General features: G+C 70.6%; 25 protein-coding genes and 1 riboswitch. Of the genes, 6 read left to right on the forward strand and 19 right to left on the reverse strand.

Annotated elements, in window-relative coordinates:
* Positions 1–8 precede the first annotated feature (8 nt).
* Positions 9–1,226 carry a DUF6986 family protein gene (locus tag D0T12_RS09885; protein ID WP_117399211.1) on the forward strand — a complete coding sequence of 406 codons (1,218 nt, stop codon included), beginning with the start codon at positions 9–11 and terminating at the stop codon, positions 1,224–1,226.
* Here D0T12_RS09885 and D0T12_RS09890 read toward each other — a convergent pair.
* Genes D0T12_RS09890 through D0T12_RS09905 form a run of 4 tightly spaced genes read right to left on the reverse strand, consistent with a single transcriptional unit; the run spans position 1,223 to position 4,941 of the window.
* Positions 1,223–1,822 carry a nucleotidyltransferase family protein gene (locus D0T12_RS09890; protein ID WP_117399212.1) on the reverse strand — a complete coding sequence of 200 codons (600 nt, stop codon included), beginning with the start codon at positions 1,820–1,822 and terminating at the stop codon, positions 1,223–1,225. The two genes, D0T12_RS09885 and D0T12_RS09890, sit on opposite strands and share 4 nt — an antisense overlap.
* Positions 1,823–1,840: 18 nt before the next feature.
* Positions 1,841–2,965 (reverse strand): XdhC family protein, encoded by a 1,125-nt coding sequence (locus D0T12_RS09895; RefSeq protein ID WP_117399213.1) that lies wholly within the window; start codon positions 2,963–2,965, stop codon positions 1,841–1,843.
* Positions 2,958–4,055, reverse strand: coding sequence for a vWA domain-containing protein (locus D0T12_RS09900; protein WP_117399729.1), 1,098 nt, complete (start codon positions 4,053–4,055; stop codon positions 2,958–2,960). The genes D0T12_RS09895 and D0T12_RS09900 overlap by 8 nt, the downstream gene beginning before the upstream one ends.
* A gap of 1 nt (position 4,056) precedes the next feature.
* Positions 4,057–4,941 (reverse strand): AAA family ATPase, encoded by an 885-nt coding sequence (locus D0T12_RS09905; RefSeq protein WP_117399730.1) that lies wholly within the window; start codon positions 4,939–4,941, stop codon positions 4,057–4,059.
* Positions 4,942–5,154: 213 nt separating this feature from the next.
* Between D0T12_RS09905 and D0T12_RS09910 the strand changes: the two genes are divergently transcribed.
* Positions 5,155–6,555, forward strand: coding sequence for a selenium-binding family protein (locus tag D0T12_RS09910; RefSeq protein WP_117399214.1), 1,401 nt, complete (start codon positions 5,155–5,157; stop codon positions 6,553–6,555).
* Positions 6,552–7,190, forward strand: coding sequence for a hypothetical protein (locus tag D0T12_RS09915; RefSeq protein ID WP_117399215.1), 639 nt, complete (start codon positions 6,552–6,554; stop codon positions 7,188–7,190). The genes D0T12_RS09910 and D0T12_RS09915 overlap by 4 nt, the downstream gene beginning before the upstream one ends.
* Before the next feature lie 14 nt (positions 7,191–7,204).
* On the opposite strand, the gene D0T12_RS09920 is transcribed toward D0T12_RS09915, so the two are convergent.
* The 8 genes from D0T12_RS09920 to D0T12_RS09960 all read right to left on the reverse strand — a co-directional run bounded on the left by D0T12_RS09920 (position 7,205) and on the right by D0T12_RS09960 (position 13,121).
* Positions 7,205–7,825 carry a Uma2 family endonuclease gene (locus tag D0T12_RS09920; protein WP_233526005.1) on the reverse strand — a complete coding sequence of 207 codons (621 nt, stop codon included), beginning with the start codon at positions 7,823–7,825 and terminating at the stop codon, positions 7,205–7,207.
* A gap of 246 nt (positions 7,826–8,071) precedes the next feature.
* On the reverse strand, positions 8,072–8,698 hold the full coding sequence (locus D0T12_RS09930; protein ID WP_233526006.1) for a Uma2 family endonuclease: 627 nt from the start codon (positions 8,696–8,698) through the stop codon (positions 8,072–8,074).
* 59 nt (positions 8,699–8,757) lie between these two features.
* Positions 8,758–9,204 (reverse strand): PH domain-containing protein, encoded by a 447-nt coding sequence (locus D0T12_RS09935; RefSeq protein ID WP_233525948.1) that lies wholly within the window; start codon positions 9,202–9,204, stop codon positions 8,758–8,760.
* Complete coding sequence (gene hisG, locus D0T12_RS09940) at positions 9,197–10,072, reverse strand: ATP phosphoribosyltransferase (protein ID WP_117399217.1); 876 nt, start codon at positions 10,070–10,072, stop codon at positions 9,197–9,199. The genes D0T12_RS09935 and hisG overlap by 8 nt, the downstream gene beginning before the upstream one ends.
* Before the next feature lie 88 nt (positions 10,073–10,160).
* Positions 10,161–10,667: a 6,7-dimethyl-8-ribityllumazine synthase gene (ribH, locus tag D0T12_RS09945; protein ID WP_117399218.1), complete on the reverse strand. Its 507-nt coding sequence runs from the start codon at positions 10,665–10,667 to the stop codon at positions 10,161–10,163.
* Positions 10,664–11,893, reverse strand: coding sequence for a bifunctional 3,4-dihydroxy-2-butanone-4-phosphate synthase/GTP cyclohydrolase II (locus D0T12_RS09950; protein ID WP_117399219.1), 1,230 nt, complete (start codon positions 11,891–11,893; stop codon positions 10,664–10,666). The genes ribH and D0T12_RS09950 overlap by 4 nt, the downstream gene beginning before the upstream one ends.
* Positions 11,890–12,531 carry a nicotinamide mononucleotide transporter family protein gene (locus D0T12_RS09955; RefSeq protein WP_117399220.1) on the reverse strand — a complete coding sequence of 214 codons (642 nt, stop codon included), beginning with the start codon at positions 12,529–12,531 and terminating at the stop codon, positions 11,890–11,892. The genes D0T12_RS09950 and D0T12_RS09955 overlap by 4 nt, the downstream gene beginning before the upstream one ends.
* On the reverse strand, positions 12,528–13,121 hold the full coding sequence (locus D0T12_RS09960) for a riboflavin synthase (protein WP_117399221.1): 594 nt from the start codon (positions 13,119–13,121) through the stop codon (positions 12,528–12,530). The genes D0T12_RS09955 and D0T12_RS09960 overlap by 4 nt, the downstream gene beginning before the upstream one ends.
* Before the next feature lie 73 nt (positions 13,122–13,194).
* Positions 13,195–13,325: riboswitch (FMN riboswitch) on the reverse strand.
* Positions 13,326–13,487: 162 nt separating this feature from the next.
* Between D0T12_RS09960 and D0T12_RS09965 the strand changes: the two genes are divergently transcribed.
* The 3 genes from D0T12_RS09965 (at position 13,488) to D0T12_RS09975 (ending at position 15,785) form a co-directional block, all read left to right on the forward strand.
* A complete protein-coding gene (locus D0T12_RS09965) occupies positions 13,488–13,895 on the forward strand; it encodes a DoxX family protein (RefSeq protein ID WP_117399222.1) in 408 nt (135 codons plus the stop codon).
* 10 nt (positions 13,896–13,905) lie between these two features.
* On the forward strand, positions 13,906–14,211 hold the full coding sequence (locus D0T12_RS35295) for a hypothetical protein (RefSeq protein ID WP_158581461.1): 306 nt from the start codon (positions 13,906–13,908) through the stop codon (positions 14,209–14,211).
* An 83-nt stretch (positions 14,212–14,294) separates the two neighbouring features.
* Complete coding sequence (locus tag D0T12_RS09975) at positions 14,295–15,785, forward strand: P-loop ATPase, Sll1717 family (protein WP_199487395.1); 1,491 nt, start codon at positions 14,295–14,297, stop codon at positions 15,783–15,785.
* A gap of 11 nt (positions 15,786–15,796) precedes the next feature.
* Here D0T12_RS09975 and D0T12_RS09980 read toward each other — a convergent pair whose 3' ends face one another.
* The 7 genes from D0T12_RS09980 to D0T12_RS10010 all read right to left on the reverse strand — a co-directional run bounded on the left by D0T12_RS09980 (position 15,797) and on the right by D0T12_RS10010 (position 22,850).
* Positions 15,797–16,435 (reverse strand): HAD-IA family hydrolase, encoded by a 639-nt coding sequence (locus tag D0T12_RS09980; RefSeq protein WP_117399223.1) that lies wholly within the window; start codon positions 16,433–16,435, stop codon positions 15,797–15,799.
* Entirely contained in the window at positions 16,435–17,109 is a 675-nt protein-coding gene (rpe, locus tag D0T12_RS09985; RefSeq protein WP_117399224.1) for a ribulose-phosphate 3-epimerase, read from the reverse strand. Before rpe ends, D0T12_RS09980 begins: the two co-directional genes overlap by 1 nt.
* 13 nt (positions 17,110–17,122) lie before the next feature.
* The gene (locus tag D0T12_RS09990; RefSeq protein WP_117399225.1) at positions 17,123–18,058 is read right to left on the reverse strand and encodes a phosphatase PAP2 family protein; all 936 of its coding nucleotides are present in this window, start codon (positions 18,056–18,058) and stop codon (positions 17,123–17,125) included.
* 17 nt (positions 18,059–18,075) lie between these two features.
* Positions 18,076–19,482 carry an RsmB/NOP family class I SAM-dependent RNA methyltransferase gene (locus D0T12_RS09995; protein WP_117399226.1) on the reverse strand — a complete coding sequence of 469 codons (1,407 nt, stop codon included), beginning with the start codon at positions 19,480–19,482 and terminating at the stop codon, positions 18,076–18,078.
* Entirely contained in the window at positions 19,482–20,420 is a 939-nt protein-coding gene (gene fmt / locus D0T12_RS10000) for a methionyl-tRNA formyltransferase (RefSeq protein ID WP_117399227.1), read from the reverse strand. Before fmt ends, D0T12_RS09995 begins: the two co-directional genes overlap by 1 nt.
* Positions 20,421–20,966 carry a peptide deformylase gene (def, locus tag D0T12_RS10005; protein ID WP_117399228.1) on the reverse strand — a complete coding sequence of 182 codons (546 nt, stop codon included), beginning with the start codon at positions 20,964–20,966 and terminating at the stop codon, positions 20,421–20,423.
* A 96-nt stretch (positions 20,967–21,062) separates the two neighbouring features.
* Positions 21,063–22,850 carry a hypothetical protein gene (locus D0T12_RS10010; RefSeq protein WP_117399229.1) on the reverse strand — a complete coding sequence of 596 codons (1,788 nt, stop codon included), beginning with the start codon at positions 22,848–22,850 and terminating at the stop codon, positions 21,063–21,065.

Here is a 22,850-nt window from a genome sequence, read left to right on the forward strand (position 1 = left end):
ATGTCGGGGTGAATCTCAGCGTGTCCTCGTACGACGACCTGTCCGCGCGGATCGCCGCCGTCCGCGACGAGCACGGCGAGCGCCGTCCCGGCGCCGCCGCCGACGGGCGGCAGCCGGTGCACACGGTGTACGTGCCCGCCGACCGCTTCTCCCGCACGACCCCGGCCGACTTCGGCGCGGAGGCGCTGCGGCTGCTGAACACGCACGCGCCGGGAGACGGATCGTTCGGCGCGGTGTTCGCGCTGGGCCCGGAGCTCGCCGGGCCGGTCCGCGAACGGGTCGCGGCGAAGCTCGCCACCGAACCGGTCGAGGACGTCCGGATCGACTTCGAGGACGGCTACGGGACGCGCTCGGACGCGGAGGAGGACGCGCACGTCGAGCAGGTCGTCGAGGCCGTCGCCGCCGCGTACCAGGTCAAGGCGCTCCCCCACTACTGGGGCGTGCGGGTCAAGTCGTTCGCGGACGGCGGGCACGCCCGGTCGATGCGGACGCTCGACGGGTTCCTCACGACGCTCCGCGACCGGCTCGGACGGCTCCCCGGCGGGTTCACGATCACGTTCCCGAAGGTCGTCACGGCCGAGCACGTCGCGCTGTTCACCGAGTGGCTGGAGCGCCTGGAGACCTCGCTCGGCCTGCCGACCGGCATCCTGCGGTTCGAAGTGCAGGTCGAGACGCCGCAGGCAGTCGTGGACGACGGCGGACGGATCGGGTTGCGCGCGATCGTGGACGCCGCCGCGGGCCGCCTCACCGCGGCGCACTTCGGCGTGTACGACTACACCGCCGCGCTCGGCCTGCCGCCGCACGAGCAGCGCCTGGACCATCCCGCCTGCGACTTCGCCCGGCACGTCATGCAGGTGTCGCTCGCCGGGCCGGGTGTGCGGCTGTCGGACGGCTCCACGAACGTCGTCCCCCGCAACGACGGCCCCGACGAGGTCAACGCGACGTGGGCGACGCACGCCGCGCACGTCAGGCATTCGCTGCGGCACGGCTTCTACCAGGGCTGGGACCTGCATCCCGCGCATCTGCCGAGCCGGTACGCGGCCGTGTACGCCTTCCACCTGGCCGGTGTCGACGACGTCATCGGACGGGTCCGGGCGTGGCACGAGCAGGCGGCCGGCGGGACCGGTGTCCTGGACGAGCCCGCGACGATCCGGGCGCTGACGTCCCGGTTGCGCCGCGCCGTCGACTGCGGCGCGCTGGACGAGAGCGTCCTCCCTCCGTCCTAGCCGCGTCCGCGCCCGCGGCGGGTGAGGGCGGCGAGGTCGTCCGGGGTGTCGATGTCGTCGGGCGCGGCGACGTCGTCGCACGGCACCGACGTCACCAGGTCGGGATGCGCGCGCAGGAAGTCGCGGGCCCCCATGTCACCGACGGCGGCGTCGGCCACGCCCGCGAAATGCTCCGCCCGCAGCAGCACGGGGTTGCGCGGCGCCCCACCGTAGGTCGCGACCGCGATCGCGGCGCCGGCCTCGTACGCGGCGATCAGCCGCCGCACCGCCGCCGCGCCGACCAGCGGCTGGTCGACGAGCGCGACGACCACGGCGGGGCAGGCGGGCGGCAGCGCGGCCAGTCCCGCGCGCAGCGACGAGCCCATGCCCGCGCGCCAGTCCGCGTTCGGGACGACGACCGCGCCGATGACCTCGACCGGTTCGGCCCCGACCACGACGACGACCGGGGAGCAGCCCGCGTCCCGCAGCGTCCGGACACCGCGGTCGACGAGCCGTTCGCCGTCCAGTTCCAGTGTCGCCTTGGGACGCCCGAACCGGCTGCCCTCCCCCGCCGCGAGCAGCAGGCCCGCCGGGGGTTCCTGACCGTGCAACGTCATCCTGCGAGGGTAGTGCCGTCAGTGCGGGTCGCCGTGGATCCGGCCGGTGGTGTCGGTGAGCGGTCGCCCCGAGCCGCCCCAGCGGAGCTGAACCAGCTCCGCCGCGATCGACACCGCGGTCTCCTCCGGGGTGCGGGCGCCGAGGTCCAGGCCGATGGGCGAGCGCAGCCGCCGGAGTTCCGCGTCGGTCAGGCCCGCCTCCCGGAGGCGGGCGAGCCGGTCGTCGTGGGTGCGGCGCGACCCCATCGCGCCGACGTAGCCGGCGCGGGTCCGCAACGCGACCTCCAGCAGCGGCACGTCGAACTTCGGGTCATGGGTGAGGACGCAGATCGCCGTCCGCTCGTCCACGGCACCGGCCGTCTCCCGCAGGTACTTGTGCGGCCACTTCACCACGACCTCGTCGGCGTCGGGGAACCGTTTGGGCGTCGCGAACACGGGCCGCGCGTCGCACACCGTCACGTGGTAGCCGAGGAACGTTCCGACGCGGGCGACGGCGGCGGCGAAGTCGATCGCGCCGAACACCAGCAGGCGCGGCGGCGGCGCGAACGCGTGCACGAACACGGTCAGCTCGTCCAGGCGCCGTTCGCCCTCCCTGCCGTAGTGGCGCTGCCCGGTGAGGCCCTGCGCGAGCATGCCTCGCGCGTCGTCGTCGACGGCGGCGTCGAGGCGGGCGGCGTAGGCGGCGCCGGGCGCCAGCGACCCGGAGGCTCGGTCGCCCCACACCACACGGCGGGCGCCGACCTTCCCCGGCCCCGCGACGACGGTGGCGACGGCGACCGGTTCGCGGGCCTCGATCGACGCGACGACGTCGGCGAACTCCGGGAACGTCGCGGGACCGACCGGCTCCACCAGCACGTCGAGGATCCCGCCGCAGGTCAGCCCGACGGCGAACGCGTCGTCATCGCTCACCCCGTACCGCTGGACGACCGGTTGACCGGTCTCCATCACCGACCGCGCCAGCTCGTACACGGCGCCCTCGACACAGCCGCCGGACACGCTGCCCGCCACCTCCCCGTCCGGGGACACCGCCATCGCGGCGCCGGGCGGGCGCGGCGCGCTGCGGAAGGTGTTGACGACGGTCGCGAGCCCGAACGTCTCCCCCGACGCGTACCAGCCGGTGATGTCGCCGAGCACGTCACGCATGTGCGGTTCCCCTCCCGATGAGACGGGCCAGTTCCTCCAGTGCCCCGAGGCTGTGCCCGGACGTGAAGTCGTCCACGTGCGGCAGCGCCGCCGCCATCCCGGCCGTGAGCGGCTCGTACCCGGGGCGGGCCTTGTGCGGGTTGGCCCACACGACCCGGTGCGCGAGCCGGTGCAGCCGCGCCATCTGCTCGCCGAGCAGCGCAGCGTCACCACGCTCCCACCCGTCCGACGCGATCACCACGATCGCGCCACGGGCGAGGCCGCGCCGCCCGAACCGGTCGAGGAACTCCTTCAGCTCCTCACCGAGCCGGGTGCCGCCGCTCCAGTCGGGGATGGCGGCGGACGCCGTGGCCATCGCCGTGTCCGGGTCGCGGTGCCGCAGCTCCCGGGTGAGCCGGGTCAGCCGCGTCCCGGCGCTGAACACCTCGACGTTTCGTCCACCGGAACGCGTGGCGGCGTGCGCGAACCGCAACAGGGCGTCGGCGTACGGGCTCATCGACCCGCTGACGTCCACGATCATCACGACACGCCGCGGACGGCTTCGCGGCGTCCGATGCCGAAGCAGCGCCGTCTCACCGCCACGCCGCAACGTCTCCCGAACGGTCCGCGCCGGATCGAGCCGGCCCGTGGACGCAGGCGCGAACCTGCGGGACCTGCGCCGCTCCGCCCCCGCGTCCAGCACCGCGATGAGCCGAGCGACCTCGGCACGCTCCGCCTCGGTCAGCCGAGCCACATCACGATCACGAAGCACCTCGACCGCACTGGCGGAACCCGCCCGCACCTCCCCCGCCCGCCCCTCACCACCCTCCGCACCTGGCACCGCCACCCGCCGAACGACCACCGGCCGCGCACCCGGCCGGACGGTCGCGCCGGAGAAGTACGCGGCGAAGCACCGGTCATAGCGGGCAAGGTCGTCGGGGTCGGCGCAAAGCGTCAGGCGCCCGGCCCAGTACACCTCGGACGGGTCGAGGACGTCGAGATGGTCGAGCGCCACCAGCATCGCCTGGACCCGCTCCGGGTCGGCGGCGCCGCCCGCCGCGCGGACCGTCCGCGCGAACCCGACCATGATCTCGACGATGTCCCGCTCCATCTCACCCCCCGTCGAGGAGGGCGTCGAGGCCGCCGCCGAGCACACGCTGCTGGTCCTCGCGGTATTTCAGGACGGCGCCGAGCGTCACCGCGGCCGTGTCCGGGTCAAGATCGCGCACGCCGAGCGCGACGAGCGCCTCCGTCCAGTCGAGGGTCTCGGCCACGCCCGGCGGCTTCAACAGATCGGCCGCCCGCATCCGCTCCGCCGCCCGCGCGACCTGCCCGGCGAGCCGCTCCGCCGCGTCGGGCAAACGCCGCCTGATGATCGCGACCTCCCGCTCGAACGACGGATGCTCCAGCCAGTGATACAGACACCGCCGCTTCAACGCGTCATGGACCTCACGCGTACGGTTCGACGTGACCACGACGACCGGCGGCCGCTCCGCCCGAATCGTCCCCAACTCAGGGACGGTGATGGTGAAGTCACTGAGCACCTCAAGCAGAAAAGCCTCGAACTCATCATCGGCACGGTCGAGCTCGTCCACCAGCAGAACACTTAGCGACGTCTCCAAGGCTCTCAACAACGGTCGAGCCAACAGAAACCGCCGATCGTACAGCTCCCCCTCCAACCGCTCCACGTCACCGACCCCCGCAGCCTCGGCGGCACGCAGATGCAGCAACTGCCGAGGAAAGTCCCAGTCATAGAGCGCCTGGGAGGCGTCGAGCCCCTCATAACACTGAAGCCGGATCAACGGCGCCCCAAGCCCCCGCGCAAGAGTCTTGGCCAGCTCGGTCTTCCCGACCCCGGCCTCACCCTCCAGAAACAACGGCCGCCCCATGCGCAACGCGAGAAAACACGCCGTCGCCAGCCCCTCGTCACACAGATAGGCATGTCGATCAAGCAGCCCCGCAAGCTCCACGGGCGATCCCACCAGGTCCACGGTCATCCCCACCGCCCCCCACACCCTCAGGCTACTCAGCAGGGCGGTCCGTGCACACGGCGAAATTTTCTATGGTAAATAGGTAGGGATAGTTGTATTTATGCAGCGGCATTGGCCTTGCCAGCCGGTGACAGGCCCCTGTACATCGCGGGACAACGCGCCCGCCCGGCTGGACGCTGGCCATGTCGCGGAACCGGTCACGTGCCCGAGAGGACCCCCATGGCGCTCTGGAAACCAGACCCGACGTTCTACGCCTCCCCGCGCGACGCCGCCTCCGCGCCTCCCGAGAAGCTCGCCTACGTGGCCGCGTTCGACCGCGCCGCCGAGAAGCCGGACGCCATCGCCGTCCTGGACGTCGATCCGGACTCCGGCTCCTACGGCACCGTCGTCGGCTGGACCGACCTGCCCTACCTCGGCGACGAGTTGCACCACTTCGGATGGAACGCGTGCAGCAGCGCCCTGTGCCCGGGGTCCCCGCACCCGCATGTGGAACGCCGCTACCTGATCGTTCCGGGGCTGCGGTCGTCTCGCGTGTACGTCATCGACACCAAGGACGACCCGACCGCACCGAAGATCGTGAAGGTGGTCGAGCCGGACGAGCTGGCCAAGCGGGCCGGGTATTCGCGTCCGCACACCGTCCACTGCGGGCCCGAGGGGTTGTACCTGACGGCGCTCGGCGGGGCGAACGGCGAGGACGGCCCTGGCGGCATCGCGTTGCTCGACCACACCTCGTTCGACGTGCTCGGACGCTGGGAGGTCGAACGCGGCCCCCAGTACCTCGCCTACGACGCGTGGTGGCACATCGCGCACGACGTGCTCGTCACGTCCGAGTGGGGCACACCGTCCATGGTGGAGGACGGCGTCGTCGGCGAACTCCTGCTGGGCCGCGAGTACGGGCACGCGCTGAACTTCTTCGACCTCCGCAAACGCAAACACATTCAGACGGTCGACCTCGGTGACGAACACCAGATGGTCCTGGAGTTGCGTCCCGCCCACGACCCGACGAAGCTGTACGGGTTCGCGGGCGTGGTCGTGAACGTGGAGGACCTGTCGGCGTCCGTCTGGCTCTGGCACCGCGACGGCGACTCCTGGGCGGCCCGGAAGGTCATCACCGTCCCCGCCGAGCCCGCCGACGCGGCGTCCCTCCCACCGGTCATCGCGCCCTTCGGTGCGGTGCCGCCGCTGATCACCGATATCGACCTGTCGGTGGACGACAAGTGGCTGTACGTGTCGTGCTGGGGCACCGGAGAACTGAAGCGCTACGACGTCAGCGACCCGTTCAACCCGGTCGAGGCGGGCTCGGTGCGCATCGGCGGCATCGTCCACCGGACACCGCACCCCGCCGCCCCGGATCTGCCCCTCGCGGGCGGCCCGCAGATGGTGGAGGTCAGCCGGGACGGCGAACGCGTCTACGTCACCAACTCCCTGTACGGCTCCTGGGACGACCAGTTCTTCCCCGACGGCGTAGGCGCGTGGATGGCCAAACTCGACTCCACGCCCGACAAGTTCACGTTCGACGAGCGCTTCTTTCCCCACGGTGACGCGTTCCGCGGCCTGCGCCCGCACCAGACGCGCCTCCAGGGCGGCGACGCCTCCTCGGACTCGTACTGCTATCCGTGAACGACGGTTCGCTGGCCGCGCTCGTCGCGCTCGGCGCGTTCCACGGCGTCAACCCCGCCATGGGCTGGTTGTTCGCCGTGGCGCGCGGCCTCCAGGAGCGCAGCCGTGCCCTCGTGCTGCAGTCGCTCCCGGCCATCGCGGCGGGTCACGCCGCGTCGGTCGGCGTGGTCGCGATCCTCATCACGCTCACCCGCTCCGTCGTCGCGACGCGGGCCGTCGCGGTCGGCGGCGGCGTGGTGCTCGTCGGTTTCGGGTTGTGGCGACTGCTGTCCCGGCGCCATTTCCGCTGGGTCGGAATGCGGCTCTCACTGCGACAGCTCGCCGGATGGTCGTTCCTGATGTCGTCGGCACACGGCGCGGGCCTGATGCTGCTCCCGGTGCTGACCTCATCAGGAGCGGCCCCGGCGGGCCACGACCACGGCTTGGCGTCGGCGTCGGGCAGCGCGCTCTCCACCGGCGTGTTCGTCACGGCCGTCCACACCCTGGCGATGTTCGCGGTCGCGGGCGCCATCGCCGTCGCCGTCTACGAGATCGTCGGCCTGACCATCCTGCGCCGCGCCTGGTTCGACCTCGACCGCCTCTGGGCCACCGCCCTCATCACCGCAGGCACCATCACCCTCGTCACCGCCCTCTAGCCGGTGCTCCCGGCCTACCGACGCCTACCGACGGCGGTGAGATCGATCTCGATGTCGAAAGGCACCGTGAGCTTGAGCTGATCATGATGAATACCGGTCGCGACGTACGCGCCCATGGGCGGGTCAAGCTCATACGAGTAGACGACCGTCCGGTCGTCCTCAAGTTCCACCCGCCAGAAGTGTTTGATCCCGGCGGCCGCGTACCGGCGGGGCTTCGTTTCCCGGTCGAACTCCTCGGAACTCGGTGAGACGGCTTCGACCGCCAGAACGACGTCTTCCGCCAGGAAATAGGTGCGCCGCGGATCGAGGAACTCCGCCCTGACCACCGACACATCAGGCTCGGGAACCTGACGCTTGGCCAACTTGACCGACATCTCCCGAACGGCTCGCATCTCCGGGGGCGCCTGGCGGTCCAACTCGGTGCGGAGCAAGTCCAGCACCCAGTCGTGCCAGAGTCTCTGCGGGCTCACGAAGACCAGGCTCCCGTCGATCAACTCGGTATGCCGGGGCAGACCGCGCATACGCAGGAAGTCGTCGGCGGTGAATCCATCCGGCGGGGGGAACACCCAGTCTGGCAGCGATCCAGAGTCCATGTGGCTACTTTCGGCGTACGCCTCGACACTCTGAGCGCTCATGGACACACTGTCGCACACGAACGCTATCCCGGTCCTGACAACAGTCCAGAACCAGTCTAGAACCGAGGCAGGAAACAAGGACGGTCGGTCAGGTGGGGTCGGGGGTTTCGCCTCGGGTGTGGAGGAGGGACTGGAGTTCGGCGAGTTGGCGGGCGGCGAGGGTCTTCTCGGCGCCGTTGATGCCCATGGCGCCGATGGACGTGCCGTCCGCCAGGTCGAGGGTGGGCCAGGGCTCGCCGGGTGGTCCTATCGGCGCTTGGTGACCGCGGTGAGGTCGATCTCGATGGGGAACGGACCCGACATGTTGAGGTAGTCGTGGTGAATGCCCGTCAGGACGTAACCGTCGTGGGCAGGATCGATCTGGTAGGCGTAGACGATGGTCTGACCCTCGTTCTCCTCAACGCGCCAGTAGTACTTGATACCGGCCTCCCGGTACCTGCGCGGTTTCACCTCCCGATCGCGGATCTCCGAATCAGGGGAGACCGCTTCGATCACGAGGACGACTTCTTCCGGGAGGTAGTAGGTCGACGGCTCGTCTCGCTCGTATGACTCCGCCGAGACGACCAGCACGTCCGGCTCGGGCGCGTGTCGATCGGAGAGCCTGACGGTCATCTCGCGATCTGCGCACAGATGCTCGGGTGCCTGCCGGTTGAGTTCTGTCCGCAGCAGGTCGATCACACGAACGTGCCACTTGCGCTGCGGACTCACGAAGACCAGGCTCCCGTCGATCAGCTCCGTATGCCGGGGCAGACCACGCATGCGGAAGAAGTCGTCGGCGGTGAAGCCACCCGGCGGGGGGGTCACCCAGTCTGGCAGCGGCTCAAGATCCATGTAGCCACTTTCGGCGATCGACTCGATACTCTGAGCGGTCATACGGACCACCTTCGCACACGACGGCGCTCTGGTCCTGTCAACAGCCTAAGACAGGATGGTCAGGTGGGGTCCGGGGCTTCGCCTCGGGTGTGGAGGAGGGATTGGAGTTCGGCGAGTTGGCGGGCGGCGAGGGTCTTCTCGGCGCCGTTGATGCCCATGGCGCCGATGGACGTGCCGTCCGCCAGGTCGAGGGTGGGCCAGGGTTCGCCGACCGACATGGTGACGTCGACGACCTCGGGCCATTCGAGGCGGCGGGTGCGGAAGGCGTTGACGACCGTGAGGCCGGAGTCGTCGGCGGCGACGCGGCAGCGGGCCAGCATGTGCAGGATCCAGGCGACGAACGCGCCGAAGGCGATCATGAGGACGCGGTCGAACGTCTTGAACTGGGGCGCCACCACCACGGCGAGCACGATCAGGCCGAGCATGATCACGCCCGCCGTGAGGTAGGCGACGAGCCGGGTGGTGCGGGGACGCCACACGGTCGGGAGCGCCGGTGGCTCAGTCAACGATCTTCGAGATGGGTATTTCGAGGATGTCGTGGGCACCGGCGGCCTTCAGCGCCGGTATCAGCGTGTTGACGCCGCGTTTGGCGACCACCGACTCCACGGCGCTGGACTCTCCGCCCGCCAGCGACGTCACGGTCGGGGACGACATCGACGGCATGATGTCGAGGACGTTCTGCAGGTCGCGCTGCGCGACGTTCAGCTTGAGCAGGACGTTGCCGCGCGCCTGGATCGCGCCCTGGAGGAGGAGGGAGATGTCCTCCATCGCGGCGCGTTTCTCGGCGTCCTCGTAGGCGTCGCGGTTGGCGACGAGTTCGGTGTAGCTGGTCAGGAGCGTGTCGAGGATGCGGAGGCCGTTCTTGCGGAGCGACGAGCCGGTCTCGGTGAGGTCGACGATCGCGTCCACGATGTCGGGCACCTTCGCCTCGGTCGCGCCGTAGGACGGGACGACCGTGGCCTTGACGCCGTGCCGTTCGAGGAACCGCTTGGTCATGGCCGGGAACTCGGTGGAGATCCGGACGCCCTCCGGCAGGTCGGACACCTTCTGCCAGGGCGCCCCGTCCGGCACCGCCATGATCACGCGGACGGGGTTGGAGGTCGCCTTGGAGTACTTCAGCTCACCGAGGCTGACCACGTCGGCGTCGGTCTCAGTGATCCAGTCGCGGCCGGTGATGCCGAGGTCGAACAGGCCCTGTTCGAGGTAGGTCGGGATCTCCTGCGGGCGCAGGACCCGGACCCGCTCGATGCGGGGGTCGTCGATGGACGCGCGATAGTCGCGGTCCGACGTGCGCTGGACGGTGAGGTCGGCGGCGTCGAACAGCTGCATGGTCGCCTTTTCGAGCGACCCCTTGGGCAGGACGAGTGACAGCACGGAATTGCCTTTCGATGGACGAGGATGCGGACCCCGGGATGCTCGGGAGCCCGGCAGCAGGTCGTTCAGGGGAGATTCCCCGGACTTGCTACCTATGCTCCGGGCTGTGCCCGGCGTGACCGTGATGCCGCAGACCTCGCAGGGTCAGTGCCGTGTCGAGTGCGGCCACAGTCGCCTCCCATCCCTTGTCCTCGGGGCTGCCGGGCAGCCCGCTGCGTTCCATCGCTTGCTCAATGGTGTCACATGTGAGAACTCCGTTGCCCACCGGAGTCGACTCGTCCAGCGCGACACGGGTCACACCGGCGGTGACGGAGTCGCAGACGTAGTCGAAATGGGCGGTCGCGCCCCGGATGACGGCGCCGAGGCAGACGACGGCGTCGAGGTCGCGGGCGAGTTGCTGCGCGACCACGGGCAGTTCCAGGGCCCCGGCGACGCGGGCGACGACGGGCTCGTCCACGCCGCACGCCTTCGCCGCCGCCAGCGCCCGTTCCAGGAGCCGGTCGGTGATCGGCTCGTGCCAGCGGGTGCAGACGATGCCGAGCGTGAGGCCCGCCGCTTCGACGGCGGTGTCGTCGGGGCGTCCCGCGCCGCTCATGCGAGTCCTTCGATCTGGTGTCCGAGGCGGTCGCGTTTGACCGTCAGGTAGCGCCGGTTGTGCTCGGTGACGATGACGGGCATGGAGACGCGTCCTCGGACATCGAGGCCGAATCCGTCCAGGCCCTTGAGCTTGTCCGGGTTGTTGGTGAGTACCCGGATCGAGTGTACGCCCAGGTCACGCAGCATATGCGCGGCGTTGGAGTACTCTCGCGCGTCGGCGGGCAGGCCGAGTTCCAGGTTGGCGTCGACGGTGTCGGACCCGTTGTCCTGGAGCGCGTAGGCCTGGAGTTTGGCGAGCAGCCCGATGCCGCGCCCTTCGTGGCCTCGCAGGTACAGGACGACGCCGCGTCCCTCTTCGGCGATGCGTTCCATGGCGGCGTCGAGTTGGGTGCCGCAGTCGCAGCGTTCGGAGTGCAGCACGTCCCCGGTGAGGCATTCCGAATGGGCCCGGATCAGGATGTCCTGTCCGTCGCCGAGGTCGCCCAGTACCAGCGCGACGTGCTCGCCGCCGTCGATGGCGCTGGAGAACCCGATCGCGCGCCATTCCCCGTACCGGTTCGGGAGGCGGGTCTCGACGACGCGGGTGACCATCGCTTCGTGGCGTCGGCGGTATTCGGCGAGCTGCTCGATGGAGATCAGCTTCAGGCGGTGTTCCTTGGCGAAGATCTGGAGTTCCGGGAGGCGGGCCATCGTGCCGTCCTCGTTGACCACCTCGGCGAGGACTCCGGCCGGTGGGAGCCCGGCGAGCCGGGCGAGGTCGACGGCGGCCTCGGTGTGGCCGCGCCTGCGCAGGACGCCGCCCTCCCGGTAGCGCAGCGGGAAGATGTGGCCGGGCCGGACGAGGTCGCGCGGTTCGGACGCCGAGTCGCACAGCGTCCGGATCGTCCGGGCACGGTCGGCGGCGGAGATGCCGGTGGTGACGCCGAGCCGGGCGTCCACGCTGACCGTGTACGCGGTGCGCATCCGCTCGTTGTTCTGCGCGGTCATCAACGGGATCTGGAGCCGGTCGAGGTCCGCGCCTTCCATCGGGACGCAGATGACGCCGCTGGTGTGCCGGATCGTGAACGTCAGCAGCTCCGGCGTCGCCTTCGACGCGGCGAAGATGATGTCGCCCTCGTTCTCGCGGTCCTCGTCGTCGACGACCACGACGGGTCGTCCCGCCGCGATGTCCTCGATCGCCGATTCGATGGGGTCGAAGACCCCGTCACCGTCGTTGCCGCTCATGCGGTCACCGCCTCCCGTTGTGGGGTGTGCACGGCCCGGGATTCCCGGAGCCAGTTCCTGAACCCGACCATCACCATGACGAAGAAGATCCCGTAGACCGCGCCGGAGACGTACAGCCCGGACTTGAACGCCAGCGGCGTTCCGACCAGGTCGACGAGCACCCAGACGATCCAGAAGTCGACCAGGGCGCGGCTCTGCGCGAACGTCGCGACCGCGCTGCCGACGAAGATGTAGGCGTTCGCCCACGGCGACCAGGCGATCTTCAGCCAGTCGAGGTGGACGAACAGTTGGGCGACCAGCGCCGTGCCGAACAGCAGCGCGGCGACCAGCACCAGGCGTTCCTGCGGCGTCGCCTGCCGGACGACGAGACCGCTGGATTCCCGCCGTCCGCGGGCCCACATCGTCCACCCGTAGACGGCGAGCCCACAGAACAGCACCTGTTTCAGAGCGTTTCCGGGGACGTGCGCGTTCATGGACGCGGCGAGCAGCAGAAGCGCCCCGGTGAGCTGAACCGGCCACGTCCACAGCGTCTTGCGCATGGCGAGCCAGACGACGGCCAGGGACAGGACGTTGCCGACGAGATCGGTCCACAGGATGTGCTCGCCGAACACCTCGAAGCCCGCGTCGAGCCAGCTCATCGCCGATCACCGAGCATGCGTTCGACGTACTTGGCGACGACGTCCACTTCGAGGTTCACCGGGTCGCCGGGGCCTTTGTGCCCGAGCGTGGTGAGCGCGAGCGTCGTCGGGATGAGGGCGACGCTGAACCGGTCGGCGCCCGCCTCCACCACGGTGAGGCTGATACCGTCCACGGTGATGGAGCCCTTGTCGACCAGGTAGCGGCTCAGGTGGGGCGGAAGCGACACGGTGACGACGTCCCACCGCTCCCCCGGCTCCCGGGAGATGATCTCGCCGACGCCGTCGACATGGCCCTGGACGAGGTGCCCGCCGAGCCGGTCGGACAGCCGCACGGGCCGTTCGAGGTTGACCTTGGAGCCGGGTTCCAGCGCCCCGAGGCTCGACTTGTCGAGGGTCTCCTTGATGACGTCGGCGGTGAAGACCTCGTCCTTGACGTCCACCACGGTGAGACAGACCCCGTTGACGGCGATGGACGCGCCGTGCACGGCGTCCTCCGTGACGAGCGGACCGCGTACGGCGAGCGTGACCGAGTCCCCGGCGGGCTCGATCGCCGCGATCTCGCCGAGCTCCTCGACGATGCCGGTGAACATCTCTCCCGGGCCTCCTAGATAAGGCTCCGGGGGACGTCCATACATCGACGCACGCCCCCTGCGCAGGGGCGTACAGCGCGCTGCCTCCCATCCGGACTTTCACCGTCGGTCCCGGAGTTCCACCGGGTCAACCGGCCGATGGCTTCGGCCGGGTCGCGGACTGTCACCGCCGGTTCGGAATTTCACCGACCCCGGAGCACGCGTTCATGGTCGTCAACCAGTGTGCCACGCGACTCATTCCCGCCCGGTGTGACCATCACCACGGACCACCCATCCCAAATCAGTTCAACTCTCAACAATCAGGGGGATGGTTAGATACCGTGACCAAAAAGTGATGCCTGTCACATATCCCCCTGGAGGCGGTTCATGGACGTCGTCGCTCTCATCGCCCGCATCGCGTTAGCCTTCATCTTCCTCGGCGCCGGTTTCGGCCATCTCACCTCCGCCGAGGCCATGACCCCCTACGCGGCGGCCAAGAAGCTCCCCCGGCCGAAGCTCGCCGTCCAGCTCTCGGGCGCCTACATGCTGGTGGCGGCGCTCCTGCTCGTCCTCGGCATCTGGCCCGACCTGGCCGCGCTCGCCCTCGTCCCGTTCCTGCTCCTCACCGCCGTGGTCTTCCACGACTTCTGGCGCCAGGAATCACCGGAGGCCCGCCAGATGGAGCAGATCCAGTTCAGCAAGAACCTCAGCCTCCTGGGCGGCGCCCTGGCGGTGTTCGTCCTTTACGCCTCAGACCCCCACCCCGGCCTCACCCTGCTGGGTCCCCTCTTCTGAATTCGGCTTCTTGCCGGTCGGCGTGCCCGGACTCCAGTTCCAGTCCGGCCGGTTGGGCCATGAAATCGAGTTCGGCGGGCCGGATGTCGCGGTGCGGGCCGCGGAACAGGCGGGCCGCACCGCACGCGGGGCGAGGCGGTCTTCCGCCGGGCCGTCGAGCGGGAGGGAACCGCCCGCCGGCATCGACACGGAAATGGCCCTCGACCTGGTGATCGCTCCCATCCACGGGCGGTCGAACGGCCTGCACGGCACTTTGGAGCCCGACTATTTCGACCGTGTCGCGACGGTCATCCCGCGCGCCCTCTCCCCGAACTGACGGGGTGGGCAGGGGTTGCCGTCGGGCGGGCGGCGCGTGAAACTCGTTGACTGAAACGGCGCCGAGGGATCGGGGAATGGGACATGGGCGGACTGACCTTGTCACCGAAGATCCTGGACGTTCTCGACTTCGGGACTCCCTCCGCCGAGCGGGACATCTCCCGGGGCCTGGAGAAGTACTTCGTCGAGTCCGACGCCTACCAGCGGGTTCGGTCGGGGGCGAAGACGATCCTGATGGGGAACCGGGGGGCGGGGAAGAGCGCCATCTTCCAGGTGCTGGCCAAGCGGGAACGCGAGGCGGGCAGCCATGTGATCGTGCTGAGCCCGGAGGATTACTCGTACGAGTTGCTCAGCGCGACGATGGCGGCCGAGGACGCCGGGTCGTGGGCGAAGCAAGGGGCCTACGCGGCGGCGTGGAAGTATCTGATCTATGTGCTGGTGATGAAGGCGCTGGCGCGGAAGGGGATGCGGCTGACCAAGGGCGGCGGCCGGGAGATTCACAAGTACGTCCGGGACATGCACGGCGCGCAGCAGCTCGGGCCGTTGTCGTTGCTCGTGTCGTATCTGAAACGGCTGGAGGCCATCAAACTCGGGCCGATCGAGGCGGGGTTGCGGACACGGGAGCTGGACCGGCTCTACAAGCTCGAAGAGATACACAATTTGTTGCCCGCGTTGCAGAACGTGCTGGACGGTCAGCGGGTCGTGGTCCTCGTCGACGAGCTCGACCGCGGATGGGATTCGTCCGAGGACGCCAAGGCGTTCGTCGCCGGGTTGTTCCAGGCGTGCGTGTCCATCAACGGGCTGCACCGTAATCTGCGCGTTTATGTGTCGTTGCGGCAGGAGCTGTACGACGACATCCCGTCCCTGTACGACGACGCGCAGAAACACCGGGACCTGGTGGAGAAGATCTATTGGTCGGAGGAGTCCCTGCTGGAGCTGATCGCCAAGCGGATCAGGCATTCGGCGCATGAGAAGGGCTTCGACGTGGAGGCCATGGAACAGGCCGGGGACTGGGCCTGCTGGTCGGCGATCTTCGCCTCACCGCCCGGCCGGGGGCGGGAAGCGTCGTTCCGGTACATGGTCGACAGGACGCTGTACCGGCCGAGGGAGATCATCCAGTTCTGCTCGGAGGCGCTGGCGAACGGGCGGAGAGGCACCTCGCGGCTGCCCGTTCCCTATTCGGCGATCGAGCGTTCCGAGTACGGGTACTCCGCGGAACGGCTCAAGGACATCGCGGCCGAGTACCGTTTTCAGTACCCGGGGTTGTTGAGCGTCTTCGAGATTTTCCGCAGCCACCCGCACACGCTCGACCGCGACGAACTCGAAATGCTCTGCCTCGAACTGGCCGTCGGTGAGATCCCCACGCACGGGACGGAGTCATGGCTTCCGCAGTGCGACCCGAACGACCTGATCGAGGTGCTGTGGCGGTCGGGCCTGCTCAGCGCCCAGGCCAACGGGAACGGCACCTACCTGGGAAGCCACCAGGTTCAGTACCTCAACCTCGCGGCGGTCAAAAGGTTCCGGATCCACGACATGTTCCGCGCCTCGCTCGGGATCGCCGCGCCGGAGGTGTGAAACGTCCCCCGTCAGGCGTGGTTCAGGCGCACGCCCGTCGAGGTCGTCTTCACCTGGGCGAGGTCCGGGATGATGTGGTGGGCTTCGGTCAGCACCGCCGGGTCATGGCTGGTGGTCACCGCCAGGACGGTCGCACCGGCGGCGCGGCCCGCCGCCACTCCGGCGGGGGCGTCCTCGAAGACGACGCAGGCGGACGGGTCCACGCCCAGGAGCCGGGCGGCCCGAAGGTAGCCGGACGGGTCGGGCTTGCCGTCCGGGACGTCCTCGGCCGTCACCACCACCGGCGGGAGCGGCACGCCCGCGACGTCCGTGCGGAGTCTCAGTTGGGCCCGGTCCATGGACGTGACGAACGCGAAGGGCAGACCGTTCATGTTCGCCAGAAGGTCCAAGGCGCCGGGTAGGGCGCTGATGCCGTCGGTGCCGGTGGCCTCCAACTCGTCCAGGCGCGCGGTGGCCGCTCGGACCTGGTCGGCCGGGACGAACTCGGCCACGCGGTCGATGGTGCGGCGGCCGTGGGCGTCGGCGAGGAACTCGTCCGCGTCGATGCCGTACTCTGCGGCCCATTCGCGGGCCGCGCGCTCGACGAGGGGCGTGGAGTCGACGAGGGTGCCGTCCACGTCGAACAGGACGGCCGCGCAGGGAAAGATCATCAGTTCGCCTTCGCCGTCGCCTCGTCCGCCTGGGCCCGGAGTCGGCGGACCGCCTCGGCGGGGTCGGCGGCCCCGTAGACGGCGCTGCCCGCGACGAACACGTCCGCGCCGGCCTCCGCGCACCGTTCGATGGTCTCCGCGCTGACGCCGCCGTCCACCTGGAGCCACACGGGAAGGTCGCGGCCCCGGATGAGCTCGCGGGCGCGGCGGACCTTCGGCAGGACGACGTCCAGGAACTTCTGGCCGCCGAACCCGGGCTCGACGGTCATGAGGAGCAGCATGTCGATCTCGCCGAGGAGGTCCTCGAACCCGTCCACGGGTGTGGCGGGATTCACACCGAGCCCCGCGCGGGCGCCCGCCGCGCGGATGGCGCGCAGGGTGCGGATGGGCGCCTTGGCGGCCTCGGCGTGGATGGTGACGCTCTTCGCGCCGACCTCCGCGTACTCCGGCGCCCACCGGTCGGGGTCCTCGATCATCAGGTGGCAGTCGAGCGGCAGGGCGCTGTGTTCGAGCAGCGCCTGGACGACCGGCAGTCCCAAGGTGAGGTTCGGGACGAAGTGGTTGTCCATGACGTCGACGTGGACCCAGTCGGCGGAGTCGGCGACGCGGGCGACGTCCTCGGCCAGGTGCGCGAAGTCGGCGGACAGGATGCTGGGTGCGATCTGAGGAGCCATGATGCCCCGAAGTCTATTGGGGCAGTTCCTCCCGATCCTCACCCGGCCGGGTGAGGGCGGGCGCGGACCGGCCCGCGAGGCGGAGGCGGACGAACGTTTCCGGCGCGCCGGCCGTGATCCAGAGGCCGAGCACCACCTGGACGACGAACGTCTGAACCAGATGCGAGCCGTCGAGCGCGGCGATGGCGCCGGCACCGGCCAGACCCACGGGGACGCGGGCCACGCGCCGCCAGGGCTTCCCCGCCGCGTCGAACCAGCCGCGGGCCGCGAGCAGGGACAGGCCGGCGACCGCGCCGCAGATGCCGCCAACTGCCCGGGTCGACTCGACGAGCGTCACGGGTTCGGTCTCTCCTCCCGCCGCTCGGATGGAGCGGGACCAGGCGTCCGGCCAGGTCCAGTCCTGGAGCGGTTGGAAAGCCCCCCAAGCCGCCGCAAGCAGTAGCAGGGAGACGGCGAGGGCGAGGGCCATCTGCACCGCGAGATGGCGGCGGGTCCACCACGGGACGAGGACGGGCTCCAGCACCAGAACGACCGCCAGGAGGGCGAGGCCGATGCCCCAGCCCGCGAGAACCTGGCTGATCGAATGGACTCCCAGGTACACGCGGGACAACCCGATCAGGACGATCAGGACGACCGCGGCCGTCCACAGGAGCCACCGCCTGGTCTGGGCGGCGAAGTATCCGTAGGCGACCGGCGCGTTCTGGGCGTGACCGGACGGCATCCCGAACGACGAGTGTGACTGCTTCCCTTCGATGGACGGGTCCGTCCAGTAGGGACGGGGGTCGTGGAACAGCATCTTCAGCAGCGTGTTGAGGAACGCGCTGAACAGCAGGACGACCGCGGCCCGTGCCGCCAGACGTGGAGCCGCGCACCAGAACAGCAGCGCCAGCACCGGCACGTAGAAGGCGGCGCTGCCCAGAAACGACATGGCGTGCATGAAGCCGGTCATCGCGCCTCCTTAGGGGGTTACGTGCGGCGCAGTAGTGCCAGGAACATGGCGTCCGTGCCGTGGCGGTGGGGCCAGAACTGCGCGTACGGGCCGTCCCCCAGACCAGTGAGGTCCGTGGACACGGACGCCAGGACGGACGGGGCGTCGAGCCGTTCGACGTCGTCGCGGCCGCGTAGGGCGTCGTCCACGACCACCCGGGTCTCCGCCAGGTGCGGGGAGCAGGTGACGTACGCGACGACACCGCCCGGACGGACGGAGTCCAGCGCCGCGGCGAGCAGCCCCCGCTGCAACGGGCCGAGCTCGGCGATCGACTCGGGGCCGCGCCGCCAGCGGGCCTCCGGGCGGCGGCGGAGCGCGCCGAGGCCGGTGCACGGCGCGTCCACCATGACCCGGTCGAAGGAGGCGGGGCGCCACGCGGGCGCGGTGCCGTCGGCAGCGACCACGCCGGCGCGGTCGTCGACGGCGCCGCGGACGAGCCGGGCCCGGTGCGGCTGGACGTCGGCGGCGAGCAACCGCGCGTCTCGCCGGGCGGCGAGAGCGGACAGCAGGCCCGCCTTGCCGCCGGGGCCCGCGCACAGGTCCGCCCAGCGCGCGTCCAGGCCGTCCAGGGGCGTCTCCGCCAGGGCGAGGGCGACCAACTGGCTGGCCTCGTCCTGGACGGCGGCGCGCCCGTCGCGGACGGCGGCGACCTCCGCCGGGTCGCCTTCGGGCAGCACGGCGCCGAAGGGCGAGTAGGGGGCGGGTTCCGCGCCCGCGTCGCACAGCTCCTCGACGGTGGCCCGGCCCGGACGGGCGACCAGCGTGACGCGGGGCCGGGCGTTGTCGGCAGCGAGCAACTCGCCGATCTCGTCGTCTCCTACGGCGTCGCGCAACGCGGACACGATCCACTTGGGGTGGCTGTGCAGAACCGACAGGCGGGTGGTCGTGTCAGTATCAGCGGGCGCCACGATCTCCAGCCACGCGTCCAGGTCGCGGGTGGCGACCTTGCGGAGCACCGCGTTGGCGAACTTGGACTGGCCCGGGCCCGCGACGGACCGGGCCAGTTCGACCGCCGTGCCCACGGCCGCGTGCGGCGGGATCCGGGTCGCGAGGATCTGGTGGGCGCCGAGGCGCAGCACGTCGAGGAGCGGCGCGTCGACACGACGCAGCTCACGGTCGCTGCACAGGGCGAGCACCGCGTCGTAGGTGCCGCGTCCGCGCAGCGTGCCGTAGGTCAGTTCGGTGGCGAGGGCGGCGTCGCGTCCGGTGAGGCCGCGGTCGCGCAGGCGGCCCGGCAGCAGGAGGTTGGCGTAGGCGTCGCGGGTCTCGACGGCGCGGATCACGTCGAACGCGGTGCGCCGGACGAGGTCCTGCGGGCGTCCCGTCCTGCGGGGGCCGCCGGGCCTGCGGTTCTGGGCGCGTCGGTGGTGGCGGGCGGGTGGCATCAGTGCAGCGCGTCCTTACCGGTGAGGTCGCCTGTGAGGTCGACCCCGCGCGCCCAGTCGGCGGCGGCCATGCCGCGCTTGCCCTGCGGCTGGACGTCCCCCAGCGCGACGGGATGGGTGGCCGTTCCCACGAGCACCTCGTTCTTCCCCGCCCGCAGTTCGCCGGGCGCCAGGTTCTCGGCGTCGGGCCTCGGACGGACGGGCCCCAGCTTGAGGCGCGTGTCACGGAAGAGCGTCCACGCTCCGGGCGCGGGCGTGCAGGCGCGCACGAGCCGGTCGATGTGCAGGGCCGGGTTCTTCCAGTCCACGTGACCGTCCTCGGGCGTCAGCTTGGCCGCGTGGGACACGCCCTCAGTCGGCTGCGGGCGGGGTTCCAGAACGCCCGCCTCGATGCCGTTCATCGTGTCCAGCAGCAGGCTCGCTCCGGCGACGGCCAGTCGGCCCAGCAGGTCACCGGCGGTGTCGGTCGGTTGGATCGGCTCCGTGAGGACGCCGTAGACCGGGCCGGTGTCCAGGCCCTCCTCGATCTGGAACGTGGCCGCGCCGGTCACGTCGTCGCCGTGCAGAATCGCGCGCTGGACGGGCGCCGCGCCGCGCCAGGCGGGCAGCAGCGAGAAGTGCAGGTTCACCCAGCCGTGCCGGGGGATGTCGAGGGCCTCACGGGGCAGCAGCGCGCCGTAGGCGACCACGGGACAGCAGTCGGGCGCGATCTCGCGGAGCCGGTCCAGGAACTCGGGGTCGCGGGCCTTGGCGGGCTTGAGCACCTCCACGCCCGCCTCGGCGGCGAGTTCCGCCACCGGGCTGGCGCTGAGACGCCGCCCACGGCCCGAACGCCCGTCCGGACGGGTCACGACCGCCACCACCTCGTGCGAGGACCCCAGAAGCGCCGTGAGGGCCGGGAGAGCCGTCTCCGGAGTACCGGCGAAGACCAACCGCATCTAGATCGCCTTCCCGAGGGTGCGGTGCGGCGACTCCTTGACGACCGGCGCAGGCTCGCCGAACCACTCGGCCTCGCGGATCGCCTTCATCGCGGCCTTGCGCTGCTCGGGGTCCATCCGGTCGATGAAGATCACGCCGTCGAGGTGGTCGGTCTCGTGCTGGACGCAGCGGGCCAGCAGGTGCGTGCCCTCCAACGTGATCGGCTCGCCGTGCATGTTGAAGCCCTTCGCCACGGCCCGCACGGCCCGCGCCGTGGGGAACGCCAGGCCCGGCAGGGACAGGCAGCCCTCGTCGTCGGTCTCCTGCTCGTCCGACAGGTCCAGGGTCGGGTTGACCACGTGGCCCAGCCGGTCGTCGACGTAGTAGGTGAACACCCGCAGGCTCACGCCGAGCTGCGGCGCGGCCAGGCCCACACCGGGAGCGTCGATCATCGTGTCGGTGAGGTCCTTGACGAGCTGGCGCAGCTCCTTGTCGAAGTCCTTCACCGGCTCCGCGGGCGTGCGCAGCACGGGATCGCCGAAGAGGCGGATGGGCTTGACGGCCAACGAGGACTCCGTTTCGTGGGAGATCTGGATGCTCCGTCCAGTCTACGGAGCACCATGCGCGCGCATCACGAGTCGCGGGCGCGGTCCGCGGTGACTTCAAGGCTGGGAGCGCGCCTTGTAGGCGGCGGTACGGGCCGCCTTGGCGGTGGCCTTGTCGGGGTGGTGCGCTCCCAGGGCCTCCAGGACGTCGGCCACCCCGGGATGGTCGGTGCGCCACAGGTCGTCGACCATGTCCTTCATCTCCGCCTCCGGCGGCGTGTCCATGAGCGCGGCCTCGACCGCTTCCTTGGGGTCGGCGGTCTCCAGCATCCCGGCGACGGTGTCGACGAACACCCACAGGTACTCCTCGCGGGCCAACTCCCGGCCCGACGGGTCCCCCGTGGCGTTCAGCCACAGCGCGGCGTAGGGCGACACCAGCGGGTGCTCCTGCGCGGCGCGGACCACGGCCGCGGCCTCCGGGCCGATGCGGTGCAGGACGGCGGCGGCGAGGTTGCGGGCGCCGGGGCCGCCCGTCCGCATCACGTCGAGGAGGTCGGCGGCGGCGTCCTTGGGGTCGTGGCGGGCCAACCAGCCGTCGATCTCCTCGTCGGCGGCGTCCGGCCTGTACCAGGTGAGGCCCTCGATGAGCTCCGACGCCCGCGCCCCGGCCAGTTCACCGACGACGGGGGCGGTGAACCCGTCGGCGAGCAGCAGTTCCCGGACGGTCCACACGCCGAGGGGCGTCAACACGCGTCCCTCCCCCGACGACTCGACGACGCCCCACTCCTCCAGGGTGGCCAGTTCCAGGTGGAACGCGTCCGTGACGAGTTCGGGCATGGTGTCGGCGTCGGTGAGGTCGTAGGCCTCCGCCACGTGGTCGAGCAGCGCGCCGGCGAGGGTGTCGGGGCCGACTGGGTTCTCCTGCTCGTAGAGGTGGATGAGAACGCCGGTCATCTCGTTCTGGACGAGTTCGACCGCGTCCAGACCGTCGGCGTAGTCGTGCCCTGGGACGACCAACGCCTCGAACAGCGGTAGCCAGGCCGCGAGCAGGGTCGCGTCGTCGTCGGACCCGAGGGCGTCCAGAGCGGGCCCCGGCTCGGCGGTGCCCTTCTCCGCCGTGATGACCTTCGCCTCGACCGCGGCCCACCAGAGACGTTCGAGGACGCCCGCGTCCTCCATACGACCGTGGCGGCGGGGGCTCTCCAGGCCGAGCGCGGCAGCGGCGGCCTCGGCGTCGGTCTCGGTGAGCGTGTCGTGCTCGGTCAGGGTCCGTTCACCCGTCCAACGGGCCAGGGCCAGGACGTTCCCGGTCAGCGGTGAACGGCGCACGGCGTCCGCCACGTCCGCCTCGGACGCGAGCCGGACCGGCGGCACCACCAGTTCCTCGGCCTGCCGCAGATAGTCCTCGGTCCGCGCGTACCGCTCCTCCTCGGGCAGCGCCTCGAAATCGCGGAGCCACGCGTCGACGGCCTCCTGGTCGTCGAGGGAGACCCCGTCGGCGCGCATCAGCCCGCCGATGACCTCCGCCGCCGCGTGCCGTTCCTCGGTGTCCATCTCGGCGACCAGGTCGGAGAACGCGGGGGCGCTCCGGTCGATCTCCGCTTCCAGGTCGGCGGCCGCCGACGCGGACACCACGCCGGTGTCTCGCAGGTAGGCGACGATCCGGCGGAGGGCGTCCAGGACGGTGGGCACGTCGTCGCTCCCCGCGACCACGGCCTCGGGGAACACGTCCAGGAGCAGTCGGCCGACGCCCTCGGGGGTCAGCGCCTCCGGGCCGCTCAGGCCCATCTCGTTCCGCAGGAGGTCCAGCAGGATGCGCGCGCCCTGCTCGTCCAGTTCCTCGCCGCGATCGTCCGCCCACCGCCGCAGGTCGGTCGCGGTGGTCTCCACCCAGTTGTCGGCCAC

Source organism: Actinomadura spongiicola, from assembly GCF_003432485.1.
GTDB lineage: Bacteria > Actinomycetota > Actinomycetes > Streptosporangiales > Streptosporangiaceae > Spirillospora > Spirillospora spongiicola.

Coding starts and splice junctions, on each gene's coding strand:
- D0T12_RS09890 (WP_117399212.1), bottom strand. CDS start 1,822: ATGACGTTGCACGGTCAGGAACCCCCGGCGGGCCTGCTGCTCGCGGCG.
- D0T12_RS09895 (WP_117399213.1), bottom strand. CDS start 2,965: ATGCGTGACGTGCTCGGCGACATCACCGGCTGGTACGCGTCGGGGGAG.
- D0T12_RS09900 (WP_117399729.1), bottom strand. CDS start 4,055: ATGGAGCGGGACATCGTCGAGATCATGGTCGGGTTCGCGCGGACGGTC.
- D0T12_RS09905 (WP_117399730.1), bottom strand. CDS start 4,941: ATGACCGTGGACCTGGTGGGATCGCCCGTGGAGCTTGCGGGGCTGCTT.
- D0T12_RS09910 (WP_117399214.1), top strand. CDS start 5,155: ATGGCGCTCTGGAAACCAGACCCGACGTTCTACGCCTCCCCGCGCGAC.
- D0T12_RS09920 (WP_233526005.1), bottom strand. CDS start 7,825: ATGAGCGCTCAGAGTGTCGAGGCGTACGCCGAAAGTAGCCACATGGAC.
- D0T12_RS09930 (WP_233526006.1), bottom strand. CDS start 8,698: ATGACCGCTCAGAGTATCGAGTCGATCGCCGAAAGTGGCTACATGGAT.
- ribH (WP_117399218.1), bottom strand. CDS start 10,667: ATGAGCGGCGCGGGACGCCCCGACGACACCGCCGTCGAAGCGGCGGGC.
- D0T12_RS09950 (WP_117399219.1), bottom strand. CDS start 11,893: ATGAGCGGCAACGACGGTGACGGGGTCTTCGACCCCATCGAATCGGCG.
- D0T12_RS09955 (WP_117399220.1), bottom strand. CDS start 12,531: ATGAGCTGGCTCGACGCGGGCTTCGAGGTGTTCGGCGAGCACATCCTG.
- D0T12_RS09960 (WP_117399221.1), bottom strand. CDS start 13,121: ATGTTCACCGGCATCGTCGAGGAGCTCGGCGAGATCGCGGCGATCGAG.
- D0T12_RS09965 (WP_117399222.1), top strand. CDS start 13,488: ATGGACGTCGTCGCTCTCATCGCCCGCATCGCGTTAGCCTTCATCTTC.
- D0T12_RS09975 (WP_199487395.1), top strand. CDS start 14,295: ATGGGCGGACTGACCTTGTCACCGAAGATCCTGGACGTTCTCGACTTC.
- D0T12_RS09980 (WP_117399223.1), bottom strand. CDS start 16,435: ATGATCTTTCCCTGCGCGGCCGTCCTGTTCGACGTGGACGGCACCCTC.
- rpe (WP_117399224.1), bottom strand. CDS start 17,109: ATGGCTCCTCAGATCGCACCCAGCATCCTGTCCGCCGACTTCGCGCAC.
- D0T12_RS09990 (WP_117399225.1), bottom strand. CDS start 18,058: ATGACCGGCTTCATGCACGCCATGTCGTTTCTGGGCAGCGCCGCCTTC.
- D0T12_RS09995 (WP_117399226.1), bottom strand. CDS start 19,482: ATGCCACCCGCCCGCCACCACCGACGCGCCCAGAACCGCAGGCCCGGC.
- fmt (WP_117399227.1), bottom strand. CDS start 20,420: ATGCGGTTGGTCTTCGCCGGTACTCCGGAGACGGCTCTCCCGGCCCTC.